Origin of the sequence: Cobetia sp. 2AS, assembly GCF_029846355.1 — a bacterium.
In the GTDB taxonomy this organism is placed as follows: Bacteria; Pseudomonadota; Gammaproteobacteria; order Pseudomonadales; family Halomonadaceae; genus Cobetia; species Cobetia amphilecti.
This window is the reverse complement of sequence record NZ_JARWKQ010000003.1, coordinates 223,630-247,662: the sequence shown is the minus strand read 5'-3', so window position 1 is coordinate 247,662 and position 24,033 is coordinate 223,630. Positions and strand designations below refer to the sequence as shown.

Annotated in this window: 19 protein-coding genes; 8 read left to right on the top strand and 11 right to left on the bottom strand. The window is 60.9% G+C overall.

Going from position 1 to position 24,033, the window contains the following annotated elements:
• The first annotated feature begins 146 nt into the window (after positions 1 to 146).
• Positions 147 to 461 carry a hypothetical protein gene (locus QD356_RS10970; protein WP_043333722.1) on the top strand — a complete coding sequence of 105 codons (315 nt, stop codon included), beginning with the start codon at positions 147 to 149 and terminating at the stop codon, positions 459 to 461.
• 126 nt (positions 462 to 587) lie between these two features.
• On the opposite strand, the gene QD356_RS10965 is transcribed toward QD356_RS10970, so the two are convergent.
• Positions 588 to 1,553, bottom strand: coding sequence for a (p)ppGpp synthetase (locus tag QD356_RS10965; protein ID WP_192838605.1), 966 nt, complete (start codon positions 1,551 to 1,553; stop codon positions 588 to 590).
• A 44-nt stretch (positions 1,554 to 1,597) separates the two neighbouring features.
• Positions 1,598 to 2,665: a nucleoid-associated protein gene (locus QD356_RS10960; RefSeq protein ID WP_192838606.1), complete on the bottom strand. Its 1,068-nt coding sequence runs from the start codon at positions 2,663 to 2,665 to the stop codon at positions 1,598 to 1,600.
• A 529-nt stretch (positions 2,666 to 3,194) separates the two neighbouring features.
• Between QD356_RS10960 and QD356_RS10955 the strand changes: the two genes are divergently transcribed.
• The 3 genes from QD356_RS10955 to QD356_RS10945 all read left to right on the top strand — a co-directional run bounded on the left by QD356_RS10955 (position 3,195) and on the right by QD356_RS10945 (position 6,038).
• Entirely contained in the window at positions 3,195 to 4,085 is an 891-nt protein-coding gene (locus tag QD356_RS10955) for a pseudouridine synthase (protein ID WP_192838607.1), read from the top strand.
• Positions 4,086 to 4,227: 142 nt separating this feature from the next.
• Positions 4,228 to 5,409, top strand: coding sequence for a DUF3500 domain-containing protein (locus tag QD356_RS10950; protein WP_225996520.1), 1,182 nt, complete (start codon positions 4,228 to 4,230; stop codon positions 5,407 to 5,409).
• Positions 5,406 to 6,038: a hypothetical protein gene (locus QD356_RS10945; RefSeq protein WP_192838608.1), complete on the top strand. Its 633-nt coding sequence runs from the start codon at positions 5,406 to 5,408 to the stop codon at positions 6,036 to 6,038. The genes QD356_RS10950 and QD356_RS10945 overlap by 4 nt, the downstream gene beginning before the upstream one ends.
• Positions 6,039 to 6,211: 173 nt before the next feature.
• Here the strand turns inward: QD356_RS10945 and guaA are convergent, their stop codons facing one another.
• The 5 genes from guaA to QD356_RS10920 form a co-directional block, all read right to left on the bottom strand.
• On the bottom strand, positions 6,212 to 7,786 hold the full coding sequence (gene guaA / locus QD356_RS10940; protein ID WP_054555315.1) for a glutamine-hydrolyzing GMP synthase: 1,575 nt from the start codon (positions 7,784 to 7,786) through the stop codon (positions 6,212 to 6,214).
• 165 nt (positions 7,787 to 7,951) lie between these two features.
• The gene (gene guaB, locus QD356_RS10935) at positions 7,952 to 9,421 is read right to left on the bottom strand and encodes an IMP dehydrogenase (protein WP_054555314.1); all 1,470 of its coding nucleotides are present in this window, start codon (positions 9,419 to 9,421) and stop codon (positions 7,952 to 7,954) included.
• A 277-nt stretch (positions 9,422 to 9,698) separates the two neighbouring features.
• Positions 9,699 to 10,859, bottom strand: a complete 1,161-nt coding sequence (locus QD356_RS10930) for an ABC transporter substrate-binding protein (protein WP_225996521.1) — start codon at positions 10,857 to 10,859, stop codon at positions 9,699 to 9,701.
• Positions 10,856 to 12,250: a sensor histidine kinase gene (locus tag QD356_RS10925; protein WP_192838609.1), complete on the bottom strand. Its 1,395-nt coding sequence runs from the start codon at positions 12,248 to 12,250 to the stop codon at positions 10,856 to 10,858. The genes QD356_RS10930 and QD356_RS10925 overlap by 4 nt, the downstream gene beginning before the upstream one ends.
• Positions 12,247 to 12,918 (bottom strand): response regulator, encoded by a 672-nt coding sequence (locus tag QD356_RS10920; protein ID WP_107335580.1) that lies wholly within the window; start codon positions 12,916 to 12,918, stop codon positions 12,247 to 12,249. Before QD356_RS10920 ends, QD356_RS10925 begins: the two co-directional genes overlap by 4 nt.
• 177 nt (positions 12,919 to 13,095) lie before the next feature.
• Between QD356_RS10920 and QD356_RS10915 the strand changes: the two genes are divergently transcribed.
• The 4 genes from QD356_RS10915 (at position 13,096) to xseA (ending at position 17,617) form a co-directional block, all read left to right on the top strand.
• Positions 13,096 to 14,121 carry a tripartite tricarboxylate transporter substrate binding protein gene (locus QD356_RS10915; RefSeq protein WP_192838610.1) on the top strand — a complete coding sequence of 342 codons (1,026 nt, stop codon included), beginning with the start codon at positions 13,096 to 13,098 and terminating at the stop codon, positions 14,119 to 14,121.
• Positions 14,118 to 14,558, top strand: a complete 441-nt coding sequence (locus tag QD356_RS10910; protein ID WP_192838611.1) for a tripartite tricarboxylate transporter TctB family protein — start codon at positions 14,118 to 14,120, stop codon at positions 14,556 to 14,558. Before QD356_RS10915 ends, QD356_RS10910 begins: the two co-directional genes overlap by 4 nt.
• 18 nt (positions 14,559 to 14,576) lie before the next feature.
• The gene (locus QD356_RS10905) at positions 14,577 to 16,079 is read left to right on the top strand and encodes a tripartite tricarboxylate transporter permease (protein ID WP_107335583.1); all 1,503 of its coding nucleotides are present in this window, start codon (positions 14,577 to 14,579) and stop codon (positions 16,077 to 16,079) included.
• A 167-nt stretch (positions 16,080 to 16,246) separates the two neighbouring features.
• Positions 16,247 to 17,617 carry an exodeoxyribonuclease VII large subunit gene (gene xseA / locus QD356_RS10900; protein WP_192838612.1) on the top strand — a complete coding sequence of 457 codons (1,371 nt, stop codon included), beginning with the start codon at positions 16,247 to 16,249 and terminating at the stop codon, positions 17,615 to 17,617.
• A 238-nt stretch (positions 17,618 to 17,855) separates the two neighbouring features.
• Here xseA and glrR read toward each other — a convergent pair whose 3' ends face one another.
• The 4 genes from glrR to argA form a co-directional block, all read right to left on the bottom strand.
• Positions 17,856 to 19,223 (bottom strand): two-component system response regulator GlrR, encoded by a 1,368-nt coding sequence (gene glrR, locus QD356_RS10895; RefSeq protein ID WP_054555312.1) that lies wholly within the window; start codon positions 19,221 to 19,223, stop codon positions 17,856 to 17,858.
• Positions 19,224 to 19,343: 120 nt separating this feature from the next.
• The gene (locus tag QD356_RS10890; protein WP_052384557.1) at positions 19,344 to 19,910 is read right to left on the bottom strand and encodes a hypothetical protein; all 567 of its coding nucleotides are present in this window, start codon (positions 19,908 to 19,910) and stop codon (positions 19,344 to 19,346) included.
• Between the two features lie 4 nt (positions 19,911 to 19,914).
• On the bottom strand, positions 19,915 to 21,471 hold the full coding sequence (locus QD356_RS10885) for a HAMP domain-containing sensor histidine kinase (RefSeq protein WP_054555310.1): 1,557 nt from the start codon (positions 21,469 to 21,471) through the stop codon (positions 19,915 to 19,917).
• Positions 21,472 to 22,559: 1,088 nt separating this feature from the next.
• Positions 22,560 to 23,870, bottom strand: coding sequence for an amino-acid N-acetyltransferase (gene argA, locus QD356_RS10880; RefSeq protein WP_043333715.1), 1,311 nt, complete (start codon positions 23,868 to 23,870; stop codon positions 22,560 to 22,562).
• Positions 23,871 to 24,033 lie beyond the last annotated feature (163 nt).

The following is a 24,033-nucleotide window of genomic DNA, read 5'->3' as shown; positions in this document are numbered from 1 at the left end:
AGATGACGCGCGAGCCTCGAGCACGACTGTCATATGCACGACTGGAACGCATTTCTGGTACGAGCAACAAGGCACGACATCAAGCACAGCACGCGGAGCAGAACATCACGATCGATCATTGAAAACGACCAGCCGAGGAGGTTCACATGAAGGTCTACAAACCTGAATGGCGTTGCACGCTCGACGTGACGGAAGGCCCCGACCCCACCGCCCGCTGGAAAACACGGCTTGCCTGGCGCTTGCGCGCCCTCGCCGACCGCTTTGATGGCGGTAGTCGTACGATGAAGATTGACTGCAATGTCACCCCGGCGCTCACCCGCGAAGAGGTCGACACCTGCTTGGGCAAGGGCTTCGCCCTCAGCCAGAATCTGATGCTGCAACTGGCCAACCACAGCGCCTGCGAAGATGTCCTACGCGACGCCAAGGCCGAGCTCTACGAAGAAGAGCAACACCCGATGTAATGGTCTGATCTCAGTAGAACCCCGCAGATCACCCCATCGGTGAACGTAGTCCGCAAGACGCACAAAAAAGCCCTCCCGGCGATGCCGGGAGGGCTTTTTTAAACCATAACCTTTTTACTAAAATAGCTAAGTAGTTGTCCATTTTGGAGTAAGACCTAGATCGCTATATATCTTTTCTAGGATCTTGTCATCCAGAGGCCAATATCGGTGAAGGCTACTTTTAAACCTAAAGGACAGAAAGTATGTCAGCAGGATTATAGAAGTTCTGAACTCTGCATAGTCGTCCTGTCTATTTCTAATTCTATCATAAATATAACCATAGGATTCGTTATCTAGAAAACTTAAGAATTCTTCTACTGACACTCTATTCAGCAGGACATTCAAAGAGGATATAATATAATCGTTCAACTTATTATCTGTAACTATGTTGGTATCAGATAATCGTTTTTTCGCTTCACGGTCAACAGCAGCCCTCCAGGAATTAAACTCTTGTGCCTCTTCGTCCAGCTTAGCCTTGGCATTACAAAGTAGTTCATCCGTGGTTTCCATAAGAGCCATGCTTTTGGCAAAACTTCTATATACTTCTGGAGAAGCCACGCTGCTACTTTTATATATAGTATCATGTGCTAACTCAGCGTAAGCATGCTGTAACAAAGTTCTTAGCTGAATCTCGCAAGGAGTATCTTTTACTATTTGAATATCGTTATACACTATGTCATTAGAGGCATAGACTACATAGTGAACCGATTGATAGTCAAACATTCTAGGATCTTGCGTCTTCCAATCATCAAATTCTTTATCTTTTGAAAATTTCCAGCTATCACATTCTTGCACTATATCAGACAGTAACTCCAACTGCGATGTAAGCAGTACAACGAATCTAACACCGGCTTTATCTGTTATTTCAAGATATGGGTCGGCGTATTTATCACGCTTCCTTACAAACGCTTTTGTAGCTAATGAGTCACTACTTTTTATTCTTTTCGAAGGGGGGATTTTCACCCACTCGAAATAATTCTCATTGCCTCCAGCTCTTGATCTTATTTCTTTATCGATTTTAGTTAATACGTAATCGGCCCATGCTGTATACATGGGAATCTCTGACTCATATAAGCTAACGAACTCGTCACGGTTCATCATTCTTGCTCTGTTAGTGTTCCATGTATCTGAATTTTAGTATAATCGTCTGTTACTTCAAGGACTTGAACCATTTCATCGAAGCTTTCTGCCGGAGCAATGACTCTCACACTTGTAGAAAAACTCATCTTCCTATGCTGAAGCTTTCTCTTTATAAGTGATGTATCTTTCAGAATCGCTTGAGCAGGAAAGTTCTTTCCAGTCAAATAATGACAATAATCATCTTTGTATTCCTCAAGCATGTAGCTCTCAGCAAAATCACTACTCTGTATTGTAGTTTTTTGATCTGTTTTAAGATAAGTATGAAGAGCTTGCTGCAAGTCTACTTTATCTTCTACAGACATATCAGAGTCATTTATAAAATTCTTAGTATATTCGTAAAAATTGCGAGTTAGCTGCTCTGAGTTTTCTGGGACTCGTAAACCTAGGAAGCCTGAGTAAAAATATCTTGCTGCCTTTCTATCATCTTTTGCGGTTATATTGTTATCAAATACATATGCTTCAAAACCATCTATGTTACCAGCATCCTCTGCTCTATCTTGTGTTATAACCTCTACAAAAACACCTACTTTATAGAGCTTAGCCTGCGGTGTTAAAATAAGATTCTCCAAATACTCCATTACAACTTTGTTATCTACTTCTTTTTCAACAAAACCTGCTTGCTGCTCAGCCTTAATAATAAACAAGCAACGTTTATTAGCAGCACCTGCAGTCCCATCAATTATTATTAAGGTCCCTCCCGGCCACTTTTGGCTTGTATGTGCTGCAGTATGAAGTTCAGCAAGTGCAGCTGACTGACTAATAAATCCAGCATCATTACTGCCAAGTAACTTAACTGCATTATGAAAGCAACTTACCTCACTATTCTGTGCAATATCCATTTGTAGGCTATGAGAACCATTACCAAGAACACTACTAATTCTTTGTTGAAGTTTCTCTTGCCCTATAGGGTCGAGCTCAGTAAGCACTTTACTAAGGAATGGAGCCACGCTACCTTCTGAGTTAGGCTTATATACATTATGTAGAATTATTCTTGAAAACTGCAAGTTATCAAACACAAATGACATTCTAAGCACCTCGCGGACAACGGTATATCAAATAATATTATTGATATCGCGATTAAAAAGAATATTGCTTAACCTAATATTTCACAATGCACATGGTTATTCAAAACAATCAAATATACTTCACCCTAGCATAGTACTAATGAGATTCTGTGCTAAAAAACAATTACTCCAGATAAACATATTTCATGAAGATCAAAAACATCTATCCACTTCGACCTATGTCTAATTTCTATTCCCAAAACATCATGTGCCAAAATCCCTCTAGCCATGATGAACATAAACCATATAATTACAACCATTGAATTCTATAGAACATACACCCCTGAAACTAATACTCTCTTAGTCTATAGAAATTATATATTAGCTAAAATTTAAACAATATCCATCTTAGGGTTTATCATTATCGGCAAATGAGCTTATCTTACTACCCATATCTAGAATGAAAGCTTTCCCTTACTGACAACGCCGCTCTCCGCCTCACCCTGTACAATGGCTCCCTCAAGCCGCTCCCCACGAACTCAGGCCCGCCATGTCCATTTCCGCGCGTCCTTCCAAGCTGAGCCTGCCTCAGGTCAATCCCGGTGTGACGACGGTGCTGGAGTATCTGCTGCTCAAGTTTCCGGCGATTGCCGAGTCACGCTGGCGCGAGCGCATGGCCGAGGGCAAGGTGCATCGCGATGATGGCTCGCTGATTACGCCAGAGTCGCCCTATCAGCCACATCTGCGCGTGTTCTATTACCGCGAGGTGGCAAGCGAGCCGAGCATTCCCTTCGCGGAGCGGATTCTCTATCAGGATGAGCACATTCTGGTGGCCTACAAGCCGCACTTCCTGCCGGTGACGCCCGGCGGCCTGTACGTGAACGAGTGCCTGCAGCAGCGACTGCGCAAGCGCACCGGGATAGAGGCGCTGCAGGCGGTGCATCGACTGGATAGGGTCACGGCGGGGCTGGTGCTGTGCTCCGTCAATCCCGATACGCGCCCCCTCTACCATCAGCTGTTCAAGTCGCGGAATATCCACAAGACCTATCAGGCCATTGCGGAGACCCACAGCGATGAGTCCCTGGTGGGCCAGCAGTGGGAGGTGAAGAATCGTCTCGAGCAGAGCGAGCAACGCTTCCGCATTCATGTCACCGACGGCGCGGCCAACAGCCACTCGGTGATTCGCTGCGTGCAGCAGACAGACCGCCAGGCATTGTTCGAGCTGCACCCTGTCACCGGCAGAACCCACCAGCTACGCGTGCACATGCAGACGCTGGGCTGGCCGATCCTGAATGACCGCTACTACCCCGTGCTGCAACCGCTCTCGCCGGATGACTACGCGCGCCCCTTGCAGCTGCTCTCCAAGGGGTTCGAGTTCATTGACCCCGTCACCGGCGAGGAAAGACGCTTCGAATACGACGGAGACCTGACACTGGCGTGAGCCGTGACATGGCCCGTAGCTGTCGTCGCCAGCCGACGCACAGGCCACGGCATGTGCACAAAGAAATCATCTGGCGAAGGCTTCCTGCTCGACGTCAGGCGGGCTAAGGTTTTCCTCCTGTCCCCGGAAAATAGGCCCATCGATGTCCCGACGTCTCGCAGTGACCGGAGGAGCCGCGCTGGCCGCGCTCCTGTCCTTCCCCGTCCTCGCACAACAGGGGCACGACGGGCCGCCGCCCGATCACGATGGCCCGCCGCCGATGTCAGCGGAAGACCAGGCGCTGCGCGCGCGCATGGGCGACACCAGCACCCAGATGCAGAGCGTGCCCATCCCCGAGAGCGCCGCCGAGTGCGGCGACACACCCGGTTATGAGCGCATGCTGTGCCTGATTGATCTGCTCAAGGCGGATATCTCCGACGATGACATCCTGCAGTACCTGCAGCATGACTACTCCCTCGCTGAGGCCGAGAACTGGAGCAATCTGCCCGCTGGCGCCTTCCCGAAACGCCCCGGCGTGCTGCTGGGCGAGCTGAACATCAAGCAGCGCGGCCTCGTCAAAGCCATCATGCTGGAAGCCACCGGCCACGCGCCCGATGAAGGCTTCGACGAGATGCTCCAGACGCTCAACGCCGATGACTACATCAACACCGTCAGCACCGACTACAAGGCCGGTTACTCCTCCTACAACACCAAGTTCGCCTTCCTCGGCACGCCCGGCGAGACCGGCACCTGGGAGCTGTACTACGGCGGCCACCACATGGCCTTCGCCAACACCTACACCGACGGCAAGCTGGCCGGTGCCACGCCCTCCTTCCGTGGCGTGGAACCCTTCCCCTATTTCGAGATGAACGGGCGCGTGAACGAGCCGCTGACCCAGGAACGCGACGCCTTCGCCACCCTGTTGAGCTCGCTCTCCGATGATCAGCAGGCCGAGGCCACGCTGGAAGGCACCTACCGCGACATCCTCGCTGGCCCCCAGGCCGACGATGCCATTCCCGAAAGCTATGAAGGCCTGCCGGTCTCCGAACTGGATGATGACCAGCAAGCGCTGCTGCTGACGGCCATCGAGACCTACGTGGACGATATCTCAGCCCCCGAAGCCGCGGCCTACATGGAGAAGTACACCTCCGAGCTTCCCGAGACCTATCTCGGCTTCTCCGGTACGCCGCAGGTCAGCGCCGAAAACGATTATGTGCGCATACACGGCCCGTCGCTGTGGATCGAATTCTCGTTGCAATCGAACAAGTCCACCGACAAGGTCGGCAACCATCCGCACTCGGTATGGCGTGACCGCACCGACGACTACGGCGGCCAGAGCGAATGATCCGCAGCTCGCCGTGGCGCGCGGCGCTGCTCACGCTCGCGGTGATGATCGGCGGGGCCACGCTTGGCGCCAATGGCATGAGAATCAGCGGCATGGGCATCATCCAGACGGCTCACGCCCATGCCCTGCCCGGCAGCACGCTCATCTTTGAGCAGCAGCCACAGCACACGCTCAAGCTCACTCTCCAGTTCCCGCGTGAAGACCTGCTGATCGCCGCGCCGGAACTGGCAGCGCTTGGTGACGCCAAGCCTGATGCTCCCTTGCCTCAGACGCTGACAGATCAGCTCGGCGACTATCTCAGCCAGCACCTGTCGCTCTCCAAGTACGGCGACACGCTGCCGCTGACGCTCACCGAGGCGCATCTCACCTCCACCTATCAGCCACAACTCGGCGACTACCTGCTGGTCGTCACACAATGGGATGTGAAGACCGAGCAAGCCGAACCGGACTCACTGCTGCTGAAATACGACGCCGTAATGCACGAAGTCCGCAATCACCGTGCCGAAGTCGAATGGCAAACACCCGCAGGCGACACCCGCCTGATGGCCGACTTCGGCTTCTTCCACTCCGCCCACGGCGTACGGCTGAACCTGCAGAAGGCCAGGCAAGAGCCAGCCAAGCAGGAGTGAGCCGAGCTGGAGTCAACAAGGCATTAAGCGTTTCCTGAATCGTGCCCACAAAAAAGCCCTTCCGGCCAATGGCCAGAAGGGCTTTTTGCTTGCTGCGTTCTCGCCTCGATCAGTTCAAGAGACCGTCTCGACAGAACGCTGCGTCAGCTCCGCGAGGGGTGATCGTCAGGCGATCATTCCCACTCGATGGTGGCCGGCGGCTTGCTGCTGACGTCATAGGTGACGCGCGAGACGTGCTCCAGCTCGTTGATGATGCGGTTGGAGACCTTCTCCAGCAGCTCATACGGCAGGTGCGCCCAGCGGGCAGTCATGAAGTCGACGGTCTCGACGGCACGAATGGCGATGACCCACTCGTAACGACGGCCATCGCCGACGACGCCGACGGACTTGACCGGCAGGAAGACGGCGAACGCCTGGCTGGTCTTGTGGTACCAGTCGAAGTTGTGCAGCTCTTCGATGAAGATGGCGTCGGCTTCACGCAGGATATCCGCGTATTCCTTCTTCACTTCACCGAGGATACGCACGCCCAGACCCGGCCCCGGGAAGGGGTGACGGTAGACCATGTCGTAGGGCAGGCCGAGTTCGAGGCCGACCTTGCGGACTTCGTCCTTGAACAGTTCGCGCAGCGGCTCGACCAGTTCCATCTTCATGTCGTCCGGCAGGCCGCCGACATTGTGGTGGGACTTGATGACGTGGGACTTGCCGGTCTTGCTGGCAGCGGATTCGATCACGTCCGGGTAGATGGTGCCCTGGGCGAGGAAGTCGACATCCTTGAGCTTGGCGGCTTCGGCATCGAACACTTCGATGAAGGTGTTGCCGATGGCCTTGCGCTTGGCTTCCGGGTCGCTGACGCCAGCCAGCTTGCCGAGGAAGAGGTCTTCGGCGTCAACACGGATGACCTTCACGCCCATGTGGCGGGAGAAGGTTTCCATGACCTGGTCGCCTTCCTTCTTGCGCAGCAGGCCGTTGTCGACGAAGACGCAGGTCAGCTGGTCGCCGATGGCCTTGTGCAGCAGCGCCGCGACCACGGAGGAGTCGACGCCGCCGGACAGGCCGAGCAGCACCTTGCGGTCACCGACCTGAGCGCGAACGCGATCGGTGAGGTCTTCGATGATCTTGGCCGGAGTCCACAGACGCTCGGACTGGCAGATCTCGATCACGAAGTGCTCGAGGATGCGCTGGCCCTGCAGGGTGTGGGTGACTTCCGGGTGGAACTGCACGCCGTAGAACTGCTTCTCTTCCCACGCCATGGCGGCGATCGGGCAGCTCGGGGTGGAGGCGGTGACGGTGAAGGTCTCCGGGACCTTCGCGACCTTGTCACCGTGGCTCATCCAGACGTCGAGCAGCGGGCGGCCTTCGTCGTCCAGGTGGTCCTTGATGTCCTTGAACAGCGCGGACTCACCATCGACACGAATCTGGGCATAGCCGAATTCGCGCACGTTGGAGCCTTCGACCTTGCCGCCGAGCTGCTCGGCCATGGTCTGCATGCCGTAACAGATGCCGAACACCGGCAGACCCATCTCGAACACGCACTCAGGCGCACGCGGCGAGTCCAGCTCGGTGACGGATTCCGGGCCACCGGCCAGGATGATGCCGTTGGGGTTGTACTCGCGGATCTCTTCTTCGGTGATGTCGAAGGCACGCACCTCGGAGAACACGCCCAGCTCACGCACGCGACGCGCGATCAGCTGTGTGTACTGGGAACCGAAATCGAGGATCAGGATCTTGTGGGAATGGATGTCTTGCATCTTCAGTCTCTCATTGGGGAGTCGTGAGACCCGCTTCGGAGCTGCGAGGGAGCGCAGGGCCGACACAATCTGGCGTCGAGGGTAGCCGATACCGAAAGTTCGTTCGACCCAAGCAAAGCGGGAACCCGTGTTGGGCTCCCGCTTTGCGTCGCGCTTCGCTATGTATCAGTCGCGCCGATAGTTGGGCGCTTCCTTGGTGATCTGCACGTCGTGGACGTGGGATTCGGCGAAGCCGGCACCGGTGATCTGCACGAATTGCGGCTTGGTGCGCATCTCTTCGATGGTCTGGCTACCGGTGTAGCCCATGGAGGCACGCAGGCCGCCCATCAGCTGGTGCACGATGGCGCTCATCATACCCTTGTAGGGCACGCGGCCTTCGATGCCTTCCGGTACCAGCTTCTCGACGCCGGCATTCTTGTCCTGGAAGTAACGGTCGCTGGAACCCTGGGTCTGGGACATGGCGCCCATGGAACCCATGCCGCGATACGCCTTGTAGGTACGACCCTGGAACAGCTCGACTTCGCCCGGCGCTTCTTCCGTCCCGGCGAGCAGACCGCCGATCATGACGATGCTGGCGCCTGCGGCGATGGCCTTGGCGATGTCACCGGAGAAGCGGATACCGCCATCGGCGATGACCGGCACGTCGTACTTGGCCATGGCGGCCGCGACGTTGGCGACGGCGCTCATCTGCGGCACACCGACACCGGCGACGATACGCGTGGTGCAGATGGAACCCGGGCCGATGCCGACCTTGACGCCGTCTGCGCCGGCTTCTGCCAGGGCGATGGCGGCTTCAGCGGTCGCGATGTTGCCACCGATGACCTGAATCTTCGGGTGATGCTCCTTGACCCAGGCGACGCGGTCGATCACGCCCTTGGAGTGACCGTGAGCGGTGTCGACGACGATGACGTCAACGCCGGCTTCGGCCAGTGCAGCGACGCGGTCCGGGGTTTCCGGGCCGGTGCCGACGGCGGCGCCGACCAGCAGGCTGCCGTTGCTGTCCTTCGCCGCGTTCGGGTAGGTCTTGACCTTCTCGATGTCGCGAACGGTGACGAGGCCGCGCAGGCGGAATTCGTCATCGACGATCGGCATCTTCTCGATGCGGCTTTCCTGCAGCTTGGCCTTGATCTGGTCCAGCGGCGTGCCTTCCAGCACGGTGACCAGCTTCTCGCGGCCGGTCATGATGCCGGCGACGGTATCGCTGAAGTCAGGCTGGAAGCGCATGTCGCGACCGGTCACGATGCCGACCAGGTATTCGCCCTCGACCACCGGGAAGCCGGAGTAGCCATGCTCCTCGGACATTGCCAGCAGATCCTGGATCTTGGCCTTCGGGCTGACAGTGACCGGGTCACGCACGATGACGCTTTCGTGCTTCTTGACCTTGCGGACTTCCGCGGCCTGCTGGGCGATGCTCATGCTCTTGTGGATGATGCCGACACCACCTTCCTGCGCCATGGCGATGGCCAGGCGAGCTTCGGTGACGGTATCCATCGCAGAGGAGATAAGCGGGATATTGACGCTGATGTCGCGTGTGAGACGTGATCTCAGGCTGACGTCCTTGGGGAGGACCTCGGAGTAGCCGGGGACGAGAAGAACGTCATCAAACGTCAGAGCTTCTTGCGCTATACGTAGCATGTCGAACGCCCAGTAGCAGTTTATGAGGGATGCGCGAAAGCCGCAGTGCAGGGCCCGATGGACAGGCGCCATGACTACGGTTCTAGCGGTTGCTGCGAGGTAATCACCCATGATAACCCATTCGCCCCGCCCGAGACAAACGTCGCAGGCTATCAAACTCGCAACTTCACGTCCCGGCGGCACTAACCATCTGGTCAACTAAAGCCACGGATGGCGCGGCCTGCGGGCTGGCGGGCGGTGAGAGCGTAACGACTGCCTGCCACCGCGAAGGCGGCCATCAGGGCGTCGGGGCGCCACCCGAATAGGCATCGAACCAGCGGGCCAGAAAGTCATTGCGACGCGCGGTGTCCAGCATGCTCAGCGAAGAGGCATCCAGCGGCTGCGGATACAGGCGCTGACCGACCTGATCACGCAGTGACTGGGCGGTGAAAGGGCCGACGATATCGTCCCGGATGCTGTAGAGCGGCGTCTCGCCAGCCACGACATGCTGCCCTTCGCGACCGATGAGGAAGTTGATGAAGGCGCGCGCCTGCTCCGGGTGCGGGGCATCGCGGTGGATGAAGGCGGTGCGCATCGAGATCAGCGCATAGTCAGAGGGCATCTGCACGATGATGTCGGGATGCGTCTGCGCCCATTGCAGCGCATAGGAGCCCAGCAGGTTGTAACCCAGCCAGTAGCGCCCGTCACTCAGGCCTTCCAGCATGCGCTGGGTGCTGGTCTCGAGGGTGGCATCGACCCGCCCCAACGCCGCGACCAGCTTCCAGAAGCGCCCCGAATAGCGGGAATCCTGCAGGTAGAGCGCATAGCCCAGCGCACTCTTTGAGGGCGAATAGGCCACTACCCGCCCGGCCAGCGTCTCGGCGTGTTGCGTCAACAGATTCAGGACATCCGCATGCGAGACAGGCGGCAGCATCCTGGCGGCGAGGTCCAGCCGGTAGGCCATCACGATGGGCTCGAAGGTGAAGGCGAAGACCTCATCGCGCCACTTGGCCCATTGTGGCCATTGCCGCGCCTCGTCGCTGTCGAGTCGTTGCGCCAGCCCCTGATTGACCAGCGCCACCTGCCACGGCATCGCGGAGCTGAGAATGACGTCAACCCGAGGGTCTGGCTGCTGGGCTCGCGCATTGACGGCCATCGAGCTGCGGTCGCGGTAATCGAGCTCGACGTCGGGATAGCGGCGCGTGAAGGCCGCCAGCAGGGGCGCCGCCACCTCGCGATCCATCGCCGCCTCGACCACCAGACGAGCCTGGGTGGGCGCCGCAGTCGCCTTGACTGGCATCGCCGCCGCGAGAATGGCCACACTGACCCACAGCGCGAGCAGCAGACGATACATGACCCGGCGTGCCCGCGTGGGAACGGTGATGGGTGCGATGATAGGCGCGCTGGAGGGAACGATAGCGAAGGCCATGACGAGCGGCCTGTCAGGCGTGAACTTCATGGCTGTCTCCCCGGAAAGCGAATGTGCACGCACAGCCCTCCCGCGTCGCGATTGCTGACCTGCAACTCGGCCTGATGACGCAGGGCAATCGTCTCGACGATCGCCAGCCCCAGCCCCGAGCCATCAGTGTCCTGACGCCCTGCGCGCTCGAAGGGCTGACAGAGTCGTTCCAGCATCTGCGGGTCGACGCCGGGGCCGTTGTCCTCGATGCTCAGCACCACTCCCCCGCCCTCTGCCTCAAGGCTCAGCCCCAGGGTGATCTCGCTGCCCACTGGGGTGTAGCGCAGCGCATTCTCGATCAGATTGCCGATCATCTCGCGCAGCGCCCACGGCTCGCCAATCACGCAGATTGGCTGTGCCGGCAGCTCGGCCAGCCCCAGATCATGCTGGCGCGCGAGGTCGTGATCGACCCACTCCAGCACCACGCTGCGCAGCAAGTCAGCGAGATCCAGCGCGTCCTGCTCCGTGGGCAATGCCAGATGGCGCAGCCGCGTCAGGTTCAGCAACTGCCCGGCCAGACGACTGGTGCGCGCGGCGCTGGCATGGATATCGCTCAAGGCTTGATGCCACTGCGCCGGCGAGTCACTGCCCAGCGCGAATTCAGCAGCGTTCTGCACGCCGGCCAGCGGTGTGCGCAGCTGATGGCTGGCATCGGCGGTAAAGCGCAGCAACGCATCGCGGGATTCCCCCTGGCGGTGGAAAAGCTGCTCCAGGGTATCGGTCAGCTCACGCATCTCCTCGGGCATGGTGCCCGACAGCGGGCTGGCATCCTGCGGTTGGCGGCGACGCAGCTGATGACGCAGACGCTTGAGCGGCGTCAACGCCAGGCGCAGGGTGATGAAGATCATCATGGCGGCGAACAGCCCCATCACCAGAATGCGCCCCATGGCACGTGTCAGAAGCTCTCGCGCCAGCTGCTCACGCCCTTCGATGGTATGTCCGACCCAGACCTGCACGCGGAACTGCCGCTCCCAGCCCGCCGAGCGCACGCTACGCGCATGCAGGCGCCACTCGACGCCCTGATAGTGGATGTTGTGCCACACATCGCCTTCGGCGGCCTCGCGCTGCAGCTTCGCGGAGAGCGCAATGTCGAGGTTGTTGGCCAGTACCCGACCCTCATCATCGATCAGACGGTAGAAGACGCGCTCCTGATGGCGCGTGGAGAGAATCTTGAGCGCGGCGGGCGGCATCATGATGCGCGGCTGATCATCCTGCCACTGGATGGCCTCGGTCATGGTCAACAGCGCATCTTCAAGCTGACTGTCGAAGGCACGCTGCGCCGAGCGCTGACTGGTCACCCAGGCGTCCATCATCAACAGGCCGCCGACGATGAGCATCATGCTCAGCAGCCAGCCCAGCAGGCGATTGCGCAGCTTGCCGTGAATGATCATCCGGCGTCGATCAGCTCGAGCCGATAGCCCAGCCCGCGCAGAGTGCGGATCTGGATCTCACTGCCCGTCAGGCGCTTGCGCAGCCGACTGATGTAGACCTCCAGCGCATTCGAGCCCACCTCACCATAGCCGAACACCTTGCCTTCGATCACCTCGCGCGACACCACCTTGCCGGCGTGCAGCATCAGGCTTTCCAGCAGGCGGCGTTCGCGCGGCGGCAGGTCCAGCGTCGTCTCGCACAGCGTGAACATGCCGCTGCTGGTCGACAGCGACAGCGGCCCGAAACGCACGCTGTTGTCGCTGCGCCCCTGGCTGCGCCGCAGCAAGGCACGTACGCGCGCTTCCATCTCCACCAGCGAGAACGGCTTGGCCAGATAGTCATCGGCACCGAGATCCAGCCCGCGCACGCGGTCATCGACGCCGTCCCGCGCCGTGATGATCAGCACCGGGGTCAGGTCATTGCGCTGGCGCAGCTCCGCCAGCAGGTCCATGCCCTGTCCATCGGGCAGGCCGAGATCGAGCAGGATCAGATCGAAGCCGCCCTGGCGCGCCGCGTCCCGAGCGGGGGCGAGGCTATCGAAGACATCGATGGCATAGCCCAGCGCCGTCAGACTGCGCTGCAGGGTGCTGGAAATGAGGGGGTCATCCTCGACGACGAGCAGGCGCATGCGTCCAAAGTCTCAGTAAGGTGAAGGGAAAGTGACAGGTTGATGAAAGGTCGCGCTCATACCATGCCGGTATCGCATCCACGCCTGCGATGCATTGCCCAGCCAGCGCCATTGCCGCCAAGAACATAAAGCAAAAGGCGCTGCGAAGACAAAAACAACAGCCATCAGGAGCACACCATGCCCCAGACTCGACGCCTGCCTTCATCACTGCGCCACTTCACGCCGCTGCGCCTCGTCGCCGCGATGACTGCCCCCATCGCGCTGGCCGCGGCAAGCCTGGTCGCCATGCCTGCGGCGGCGGCCGACAAGAGTGAATGCATCGCCCCGGCCAAGCCCGGCGGTGGCTATGACCTCACCTGCCGCCTGGCCGCCAACGGCCTGCTGGAAACCGGCGTCATCGATTCCCCGATGATGGTCACCTACATGCCGGGCGGCATCGGCGCGGTCGCCTACAACCACATCATCGGCGTGCGCAGCGATGACCCGAATCTGGTGGTGGCCGCCAGTACCGGCGCCGCCGTCAATCTGGCGCTGGGCAAGTTCGGCAAGTACAGCGCCGATGACGTGCTCTGGGTCGGCGCGCTGGGCGTCGATTACGGCGCGGTGGTGGTAAGCGCCGATGCCCCGTGGCAGACCCTCGATGAGCTGATGCAGGACCTCAAGGACCACCCCGGTGAGATTCCCTTCGGCGCCGGTGGCACCGTGGGCAGCCAGGACTGGATGAAGGCCGCGCTGATCGCCAAGTCCGTCGACGTCTCGCCGCGCAAGCTGCGTTATGTGTCCTTCGAAGGCGGCGGTGAAGCACTGGCCGCTCTGCTGGGCAATCACATCAAGGTCTTCACCGGTGACCTGTCCGAGCTCAAGGCCCAGCTTTCCAGCGGCAAGATTCGCGTGCTGGCCGCGCTGTCCGAAGAACGCATGGGCGGCCCCTATGCCGACATCCCCACCGCCATGGAACAAGGCTATGACGTGACCTGGCCGATCTGGCGCGGTTACTACATGGGCAACGACGTCAGTGACGCCGACTACAACACCTGGGTCGAGCGCCTCAAGCAGCTGAACGACAAGCCGGAATTCGCCGAGATTCGTGAAGCCCGCGGACTGTTCCCGATCCAGAAATTCGGCGCTGATTTCGATACCTACGTGAAAGACCAGGTCGCCGACTTCAAAGACCTCGCCAAGGAAGTGGGACTGACAAAATGAGACTCGCCGCCGATCGCATCCTGGGCTTCGCCCTGATGGGACTGGCGGCGTTCATCGTCGCCCAGTCCCTGAGTATCGAAGTTCCCTTCGCCTACGACCCGGTAGGCCCCAAGGCCTTTCCCATCGGCCTCTCGATCCTGATGACCATCTTCTCGCTGGTGCTGATCCTGCGCCCCGGCCCGGAAGGTGACTGGCCATCGGCCAGCGTGATGCTGCAGCTGGGACTGGTGATGGTGATCCTGATCGCCTTCGCCTTCTTCTTCGTACGTCTCGGCTACCCCATCACGGCCGTCGCCGCCATCACCGCCATCGCACGACTGTTCGGTGCCAGCTGGCGCGCCGCCTGCGTGACCGGCGTACTGATGGCCGGAGCAAGCTATGTGCTGTTCACCGCCGTGCTGGAAATCTCGCTGCCGACCGGGCTGTGGTTTTCCTGATTCCGAGAGGGTTTTCTCATGTTTGATTTCATCATCCAGGGCTTTGGCGTCGCACTGACGCCACTCAACCTTGGCCTGGCCTTCAGTGGCGCACTGCTGGGCACCTTGTTCGGCGCCCTGCCGGGCATCGGCCCCATCAACGGCATCGCCATTCTGATGCCGCTGGCCTATACCCTCGGTCTGCCGGCGGAATCGGCGCTGATTCTGCTGGCAGGTATCTATACCGGCGCCGAATATGGCGGCCGGATGTCGAGCATCCTGCTCAATGTGCCGGGCGATGCAGGCGCCGTGATGACCACCCTCGACGGCTATCCGCTGGCCAAGCGCGGACTGGCCGGGCCGGCGCTGGGCATCTCGGCGATCAGCTCCTTCGTCGGCGCCAGTATCGCGATCCTGGGTCTGACCCTGTTCGCCCCGCTGCTGGCCACGGTGGCCGTGCAGTTCGGTCCGGCGGAACTGTTCACCATGATGGTGTTCGCCTTCGCCTCCATGTCGGTGATGATGGGCAATGACCCGGTCAAGACCGCACTGGGCGCCATCCTCGGCGTATTGATCGGCACCGTCGGCGTCGATTCCGGCACCGGTATCCAGCGCTTCACCTTTGATATCCCCGATCTCTACGACGGCATCGATTTCGTGGTGCTGATCATCGGCATGTTCGCGATCAGCGAAATCCTGCTGATGCTGGAAAGCCGCCTGCAGCATGGCAAGTCCGGCGCTCTGCCTGTCATCGGTCGCGTCTTCGTGACGATGAAGGAAATTCTCTACTGCAAAGGCGCCATGCTGCGCTCCGGTCTGCTCGGCTTCCTGATCGGCGTGCTGCCGGGCACCGGCGCCTCGGTGGCGGGGGCTGTTTCCTACACCACCGAGAAGCGTGTCAGCGACAAGGACAACACCTTCGGTACCGGCGACATGCGCGGCCTTGCCGCGCCGGAAGCCGCCAACAACGCGTCCGCAGCGGGCTCCTTCGTGCCGATGCTGACCCTGGGCATTCCGGGCTCCGGCACCACCGCCGTGCTGCTGGGCGCGCTGATGCTCTACAACATCACCCCCGGCCCGATGATGTTCAGTGAGCATCCCAAGGTCGCGGGCGGTCTGATCGCCTCGCTGTACATCGGCAACATCGTGCTGTTGCTGCTCAACCTGCCGCTGGCCGGCTTCTTCGCTCGCGTGCTGACCATCCCGCGCTGGGCGCTGGTGCCGGGCATCGTCATCCTGTCCTTCGTCGGGGTCTATCAGCTGCATTCCGACATGGGCGCCATCTACCTGATGCTGGGCATCGGCGTGCTGGGCTATCTGCTGCGCAAGCTGAACTTCTCGCTGGCGACCATCGTGCTGGGCTTCGTGCTCGGCGGGCTGATGGAAGAGAATCTGCGCCGCGCCCTGGCCATCAGCGGTGGCGACAGCAGCATCCTGTGGCAATCGGGTATCTCGCAGGGCCTGTGGCTGGCCTCGCTGTTGCTGCTGCTCGGGCCCTTCCTGCTGTCTCGTCTCGGCAAGCGCAAGGCACAGACGGCCTGATCAAGGTACGCCCTGTGGCAACCCCCAAGCCCCCGCTCTCCTTCTGGAGTGCGGGGGCTTTTTGGTGGCAGCGCCATCGCCTGTGGCATCATTGTCTTGTTCTCTTCACAAGCTTCAATAGTCGCCCTCACTCAAGCTTCCGTCAGCTCCAGCACAAGGAATGTCGCGTGTTCGAAACCTCGTCTGCCGCCAACGCCATCAGCGTGACCCAGCTCAACCGCGAGGCCAAGGGCCTGCTGGAGCGAGGCCTGGGAGAGCTCTGGATCGAGGGGGAAATCTCGGGCTTTTCGCAGCCGCGCTCCGGCCACTGCTACTTCACGCTCAAGGATGACAACGCCCAGGTACGCTGTGCGTTGTTCAAGAGCCGCGCCCAGTTTCTGCGCGAGAAGCCCAGGGACGGTGACCGGGTGCGGGTGCGCGCCAAGGTGTCGCTGTTCGAGGCGCGTGGCGACTATCAGCTGATCGTCGAGGCGTTGCAGCAGGCGGGGCTGGGGGAGTGGCTGGCGCGACTGGCACGCCTGAGAGAGCAACTGGCGGCCGAGGGCGTGTTCGCCAATCAGCGCGCCCTGCCCCATCCGCCGCGCCATCTGGGCGTGATCACTTCCGCGACCGGTGCGGCGCTGCAGGACGTGATCGCGGTGACGCGCAAGCGCTGGCCGCAGGCGCATCTGAGCGTGCTGCCGGTCGCCGTACAGGGCCCGCAGGCGGTGCCGCAGCTGATTCGCGCAGTGGCGATGGCCAATCGCGACAGCGACTGTGATGCGCTGCTGATCACGCGCGGTGGCGGCAGCCTGGAAGACCTGTGGGCCTTCAATGACCAGCATCTGGCGCGAGCCATCTTCCACTCGCGCCTGCCTGTCGTCGCCGCCATCGGCCACGAGACCGACACCACCCTGGCGGAACTGGCCGCCGACCTGCGCGCGCCGACGCCCTCCGCCGCAGCCGAGGCGCTGTACCCGGACCAACGCGCCCAGGTGCAGCAACTTACCGCCCTCAAGCAGCGCCTGTGGCGCGCGCAGCGGGCCCGCCTCGATCAGGCGGCGCAGCGGCTGGATCATGCCCGCTCGCGCCTTCGACATCCGGCCCGTGAGCTGGAAACCCAGCGCCAGCGTGCCCGCGAGCTGGAACGCCGCCTGCACACCGCAGTGCGCATGCGCATGACCAGTGAGCAGCAGAAGGCCGATCAGCTGACTCGCCGCCTGCAGCAGGCCAGCCCCGCGCGCGACATCCAGCGCCATCGTCAGCAACTGGCGATGTTGACCCCGCGCCTCAACAACGCCCTGCCACGTCGCCTGGCCGCTGATCGTGAGCGCCTGGAAGGCGCGATGCGCGCGCTGAATGCGGTCAGCCCGCTCAATGTGCTCAACCGTGGCTACGCCATCGTCGAACGCGTCGGCAGCAGCCAGACGCAGTCACCCGGCGACAGCAAGGTGATTCGCGCCGCCCACCAGACCCAGCCCGGCGAGATGCTCTCGATCCGCCTCGGCGAAGGCCGCCTCGCCGTCGAGGTCAAACGTCGCTACAAGCCGCGCCCCTGATCCTCTGATCGGCACTGTCGCGCTACCAAACCGAAAAAGCCCCGCTACCTGAACCGGTAACGGGGCTTTTTCATGGGCGCTTCACGTCCGCCACACCGAGCCGCTTTTGACCACTCACCTTGCGCATAACTCACACTGACACTCGTGAACTGTTACGCAGGTCTTGACCCTGGTCTTTCGCGTGGCGCCGGGCCGCTTTTGACCTCATGCCTTTCGCGTGGCCTCGGACGCGATAACCCTAGAAGTCAGGCGGACCCTGCTCAGCGCCCGGCTTGAACACGCCCGGCTCCAGATCATGACGTCCCAGCAGCTTGTAGAAGTCGGTGCGGTTACGCCCGGCGATACGTGCCGCCTGGGTCACGTTGCCTTCGGTGATCTTCAGCACCTTGATCAGGTAGCTGCGCTCGAAGCCGGCACGCGCCTCGGAGAAGGACGGCAAGGCGTTCTCTTCCGCGGCCAGCGCCTGGGAGACCAGCGCTTCCGGAATCATCGAGGAGCTGGTCAGGGCGACACACTGCTCGACCACGTTGACCAGCTGACGCACGTTGCCCGGCCAGGCACTGGAGGCCAGCAGGTTGAGCGCTTCCGGCGAGAAGCCCTTCACGAACGGCTTGTGGCGCGCGGCGGCCTGACTGATCAGATACTTGGCCAGCAGCGGCACATCCTCGGCACGCTCGCGCAGGGCGGGCAGCTTCAGATTGACCACGTTGAGGCGGTAGTAGAGGTCTTCGCGGAAGTCGCCGTCATGCATCGCCTTGTCGAGATTGCGGTGCGTGGCGGAGATGATGCGCACGTCGATGGGCACCGAGGTGGTGGAACCCAGCGGCCGGATCTGACGCTCCTGCAGGGCACGCAGCAGCTTGACCTGCAGCGCCAGCGGCATGTCGCCGATCTCGTCGAGGAACAGGGTGCCGCCGTCCGCGGCCTGGAACAGGCCCTGGTGGGCACTGACCGCGCCGGTGAACGAGCCCTTGGCGTGACCGAACAGCTCGCTTTCCAGCAGCTGCTCCGGCAGCGCGCCACAGTTGATGGCGACGAAGGGACGCGAGGCGCGCGGGCTGGCGTTGTGGATGGCCTTGGCCATCAGCTCCTTGCCCGAACCGGACGGGCCGGTGACCAGCACGCTGACATCGGATGCCGCCACCATGCGCGCCTGCTCGAGAATCTGCTCCATCTGCGGGGAGCGAGTGATGATGCCAGCGCGCCAGGCATCGTCACCCTCCTTTACGGGCGGCGCCTGAGCCAGCGCCTCATCGATGGCGGCGAACAGCTCGTCCTTGTCGACCGGCTTGGTCAGGAAGCTGAACACGCCCTGACGGGTGGCACTGACGGCATCAGGGATGGAGCCGTGTGCGGTCAGCAGGATGACCGGCATGCCCGGCTGACGCTTCTGCAGCTCACCGAACAGGGCCATGCCATCCATTTCATCCATGCGCAGGTCGGACAGGACCAGGTCTGGACGTGCGGCTTCGAGACGGCTGAGCGCCTCGCGGCCACTGCTGGCCGTCGTGACCTTGAAGCCACGGCTTTCGAGACGCATGCCGAGCAGCTTGAGCAGGCTCGCATCATCATCGACGAGCAGAATATGCGCTTGTGCGTATTTCACACTAACTCTCCTTGCGACACCCGAGGGCCTGGGACATCGACGTCGGGGCCGCACAGTCTTGCGTCATGCAATCGCGGGGATTGAGTGACAGGGTCGTGGCCAGAGTCTGCCGCTGAGGGTTCAGGGCGTGCTCTGGCGGCGCGAATTGATCGATTCTTCGATGGCCGTCAAGGCTTCCAGCTTCTTGGTCAGCTGGGCGTTCTCGGCGCTGAGCTTGCGACGGGCACCGTCATTCTTGTCACGCTCGGCGATCAGACCGCGACGCTCCTCGAGGCCATTGAGCCACTGACGAAGCAGCGGCTGCAGGCGGCTCGGGGCGGTGGGCAGGTCCGCCTTGTAGAGGTCGGAGGCCAGCTCCCAGTCCGATTCATCGCCCCAGCTGAGCACGATGGCACGCGCGAGGCGACGGTCGTGGCGGTTGCCTTCCAGCTGCAACAGGGTGCTTTCACGCCAGCCGCTGTTGCCACGCTGGGCCTGCAGCGCGAAGGCGACCCACTCATCCAGCAGGCAGTCCTCGCCGGTGAAGTCCGGCAGGTCGCCGGCGCCGTAGCAGCTCTCCCGCACACTCGGGCTGACCACTTCCGGCTCGCTGCCCGGCATGGTGATATTGGTCAGGGCGCCACAGGCGCTAAGCGTACTGAGCAACACGCCTGCAGCCAGGCGCATCAGTAGTCGTTGACCCTTCATCACTTCAGTTCCTTGCGTGCTTGATGGCGTTCAATGACGCCATTTCATGTGGTGTGGACTGCTGATCCGCTCCGGCGGCATCCCTGTCTGCCTGCGGTTCATGCTCGCTGCCTTCCCCTGACGTCAGCGAGCGACTCGGTGTCGGCAATGTCAGCCGGAAGCAGACATCCGCCTTGGGGTCATCCACCAGCGCCAATTGACCAAATTGGGCGCGGGCGCTGTCAGCAGCGACCGAGAGACCGATGCCCGAGCCCTTGAGCGGGCCCTTGCGCTTCACCGCGCCCTGATAGAAGGGCTTGAACAGGTGGTCACGGTCCTGGGCGGCGATGGGTTCCCCGCTGTTGGCGACTTCGATGATCAGCTTGCGACGCTCCTTGCGGGCTCTCAACCACAGGTCACCGCTGTCTTCGCCATAGGCGATGGCATTGGAGATCAGGTTGTCGAGAATACGCCCGGTACGCGGCCTGTCCGCCTCCCAACTGAGGCTGGCTGGCGGAAGATGCACGCGCATGCCCTTCTTTTCCAGTGCCAGACGATGTTTCGCCAGCACTTCCTTGAACACTTCATGCACATCGAAGCGGCTCTGTTCGAGGCCCTGATTGTGCTGCAGCAGATTGTAGTCGAGGAGTTGCTCGATCAGCTTCTGCAATTCCTTGCTGGAGTCATCCAGCAGGCCAAGAATCTCGGTCTGGTGCGGGCTCAACGGCCCGGCGACCTCGTCGATCAGCAGGCCGGTGCCTTCACGAATGCTGGCCAGCGGGGTCTTGAGCTCATGCGACATGTGACGCAGGAACTGCTGCTTCTGCTCCTCGAGCTCATCCAGGCGCGTCGACAGCCAGTTGAGACGCTCGCCCAGCTGCACCAGCTCCGCCGGCCCCTTGATGACGATGGGTCGCTCGCTGTCGGTGCCGCTGCCCAGGCCATTGATGCGGCGCTCCAGCTGCCGGATGGGACGGATGATCAGCCAGGTGAAGAACAGCATCAACAGCAGACTGATGGAGACCAGCGCGGCGGTCTGCCACCACAGCTGATTCTTGACCTGGGAGGCGCGGGCGCGGATGCCTTCGATACGCGCATCGACGAGTTCACGCGTGGAGTTGAGCAGGCCGCTGGCCTGGATCGAGAAGGGCCCGAAGTCTTCCAGATGGCGACTGACCTGGTCGACGCTCATCTCGGGCATGCGCTCGAGCTGTGACAGCGTCGCCTTCAACTCGCTGACGCGGGGGTCCCCCTCGCCCAACAGGCGCGCCTGCTCATCCAGCAAGGTGCGGAAGCTGTTGGCCTTGTCGGCGTAGATCTTCATCAGATCAGGATTTTCCAGCACGGCGTACTGGCGGGCGCTACGCTCCATCTCGACGGCGAGATTGGTCAGCGTGCGGGCGCGGCGGGTCTGGTCGACGGCCTGGCGGGCACTGACATCCGCCAGTTCCGACAACTCCGACAGCGCCTGCCCTGCTTGAAACATGAGCACGGCAATCGGCAGCATCACCACCAGAAATGCCATCAGAACCAGCTGCGGCAGCGAGCGGGGACGCCAGCGTCGTGACACTGTGGAGGCCATGGAAAGAACTCTATGCAAGAAAGGGGTGGTCATCATCGAATCACGTCTTCCTAGAATACCAGAGTTCACCAGCGTCCATCGCGGTTGCCAGTTCGTTAATAAATATGACTCTTATTCAAATCATTACGCCGCCACGAGACAAACCGCCCCATTGGCAACGTTTCGCATGAAATTGTTGGCCATTCAGCGCTAGACGCACAAAAAAAGAGGGCCGGCATAGCCGGCCCCAAGTACGCAGGGAACTGAAGGGTCAGTCATCACGTGGTGCCTCTGGTACCTGGAGACCAGAGGCACCACGTGATTGGCGGGTCTGACAGGTGGTCTGCCTGTCAGTCCCGGGAGAAAAGAACGTCACCTGGTGGTCGTTCCAGGTCAGTTGACGTTCACGCCGGACAGCGTCCGCGCTCCCTATCGGATGTGAAGCAGGGGGCAACACATCGCAATGTGGATGATCGAGTCGGATGGCTTGCCGACTTGCCCGCCTCGATCGTCAATTCGGGGATGACGGCAGCCAATCTCTCCGGCTACCGCATCGGTTTCGGGCATCCTTGCCCGGGCGTCCTTGCCCTCAAGATACTGTCCATGCCCACCAGGGGCCGTACCTGTCTCATCGCAACCTGAAGTCACACATCGCGTGGAGCAGACGCTTGGCCTGTCAGCGATCACGGAGCGCACAGGGTAGTGAGTACCGTCATCGCTGGAAGGCCAGAGAAAGGGCCGGTGATGCACCTCATATCTCTTGCTCACGGTACCTATTGCCAAAGGCGTGCCATAAACGCGAAAACATATTACAAAACAATGACTTGAAATGAGGGTCGCGACGACAGGCATGCCAATGTTGCCCAGGGCGGCACACAGAGTCGTGTTTTACTGGCCGATTCGTCGCGATTTGCCAACACATATATGGGACATGCTATTTTTCCCTTTTGAATCAATGCTTTGAAACGTCTCCTTTGCAAGACAATCCCGCAAGGGGTGAGGGAAAACTGCGACACCTACGCAAGAACACCCGCTGATCAGCCCTCATCGAGGGGGTCATCAGCGGGTGTTCTCTGAGCGATTCACACTGGCAGGCAAGTGAGGTGTGACTAGAGCGACTTGAGCAATACCTTGGAGTTGCGCGCCGAGTTGTAGGCCTCGCGACGCATGGGCGGCAGGTCTTGCAGGCCGGCCGACACGAAACCGTGCTCGATGAACCAGTGGACGGTATGGGTCGTCAGCGCATACAGACGCTCGACGCCGGCGCGACGCGCGCGCAGCTCGATCTCGGCCAGCAGCTGCTCGCCGCGCTGTCCGCGGCGATAGTCATCATGCACGGCCACGCAGGCCAGCTCGCCCATGGCGGCGTCACGGCTGAGATGCAGCGCCGCACACCCGATGACCATGCCATCGCGCTCCAGCACCACATAGTCGTCGATCTCGTGTTCGAGGCGCTCCCGCGAGCGGGCCACCAGAATGCCACGCTGCTCCAGCGGCCCCAGCAGTGCCAGCAGGCCACCGACATCCTCGAGCCGCGCCTTGCGCAGCTGCTCATAGCCCTGACGCGTGATCATGGTGCCGATGCCGTCACGGGTGAACAGCTCGCCCAGCAGGGCATCACGGTCGCGCCAGCTCAACAGGTGAGTGCGCCCGACGCCGCGCCGTGCGGCGCCACAGGCAGCGGCCAGATGGCGCGACAGCTCGCTGTCGTCATCGCGGGGCGGCGCCATCAGCGCGGCTTCCTCCGGATTGAGCTGACGCAGCAGCTCGCCGTCTTCGCCGAACAGGCCCTCCCCTTCGCCAAGCAGGATCAGCTTGTCAGCGGCCAGCGCCACGGCGGCGTGTTCGGCGACCTCAGCAGCGTCCAGATCGAACACCTCGCCGGTGCTGGAATAGCCCAGCGGCGGCAGCACGACGATGGCCTGCTGCGAGAGCAGCCCCTGGATCGCCTCGCTGCGCACGCGGCGCACCTCGCCACCATGCAGGAAGTCGACGCCATGACGCACCCCCAGCGGCTTGGCCATCACCAGATTGCCGGAGACGGCGGAGAGCTCCACGCCATGCAGCGGCGTATTGGGCAGCCCCTGGGACAGACTCGCCTCAAGGCGCAGACGCAGCGTGGCGACCTGCTGCTCCAGATGGCCGAGAATCTCGCGCGTCACCACCCAGCGGCCCTGATGACGGTCCGCCTCGATACCGGCAGCCTGCAACGCCTCGGCCACCTGCGGGCGCACCCCGAACACCACCACCAGCTTCACGCCGAGGGTATGCAGCAACGCCAGATCCTGTATCAACTGCGTTCGTCGTGATGAGGACAGGGCATCGCCCTCGATCAGAATGACGAAGGTGCGGCCACGATGGGCATTGATATAGGGAGAGGAGTTGCGAAACCAGTCCGCGAAGGGGAAACGCGTGTTCAAGAGCCAGCTCCGGGCAGGAGAGAGGGAAAATGGCATGTCAGGCATGCCCGTGAATCATCATATCAGCGCCGCAGCCTGCACGGCGAGCGGTGCCCCTGACATCCATGTGTCAGACACGAGAAAGGCGACCCGAAGGTCGCCTTTCTCGTTTTTCCAATTCAGC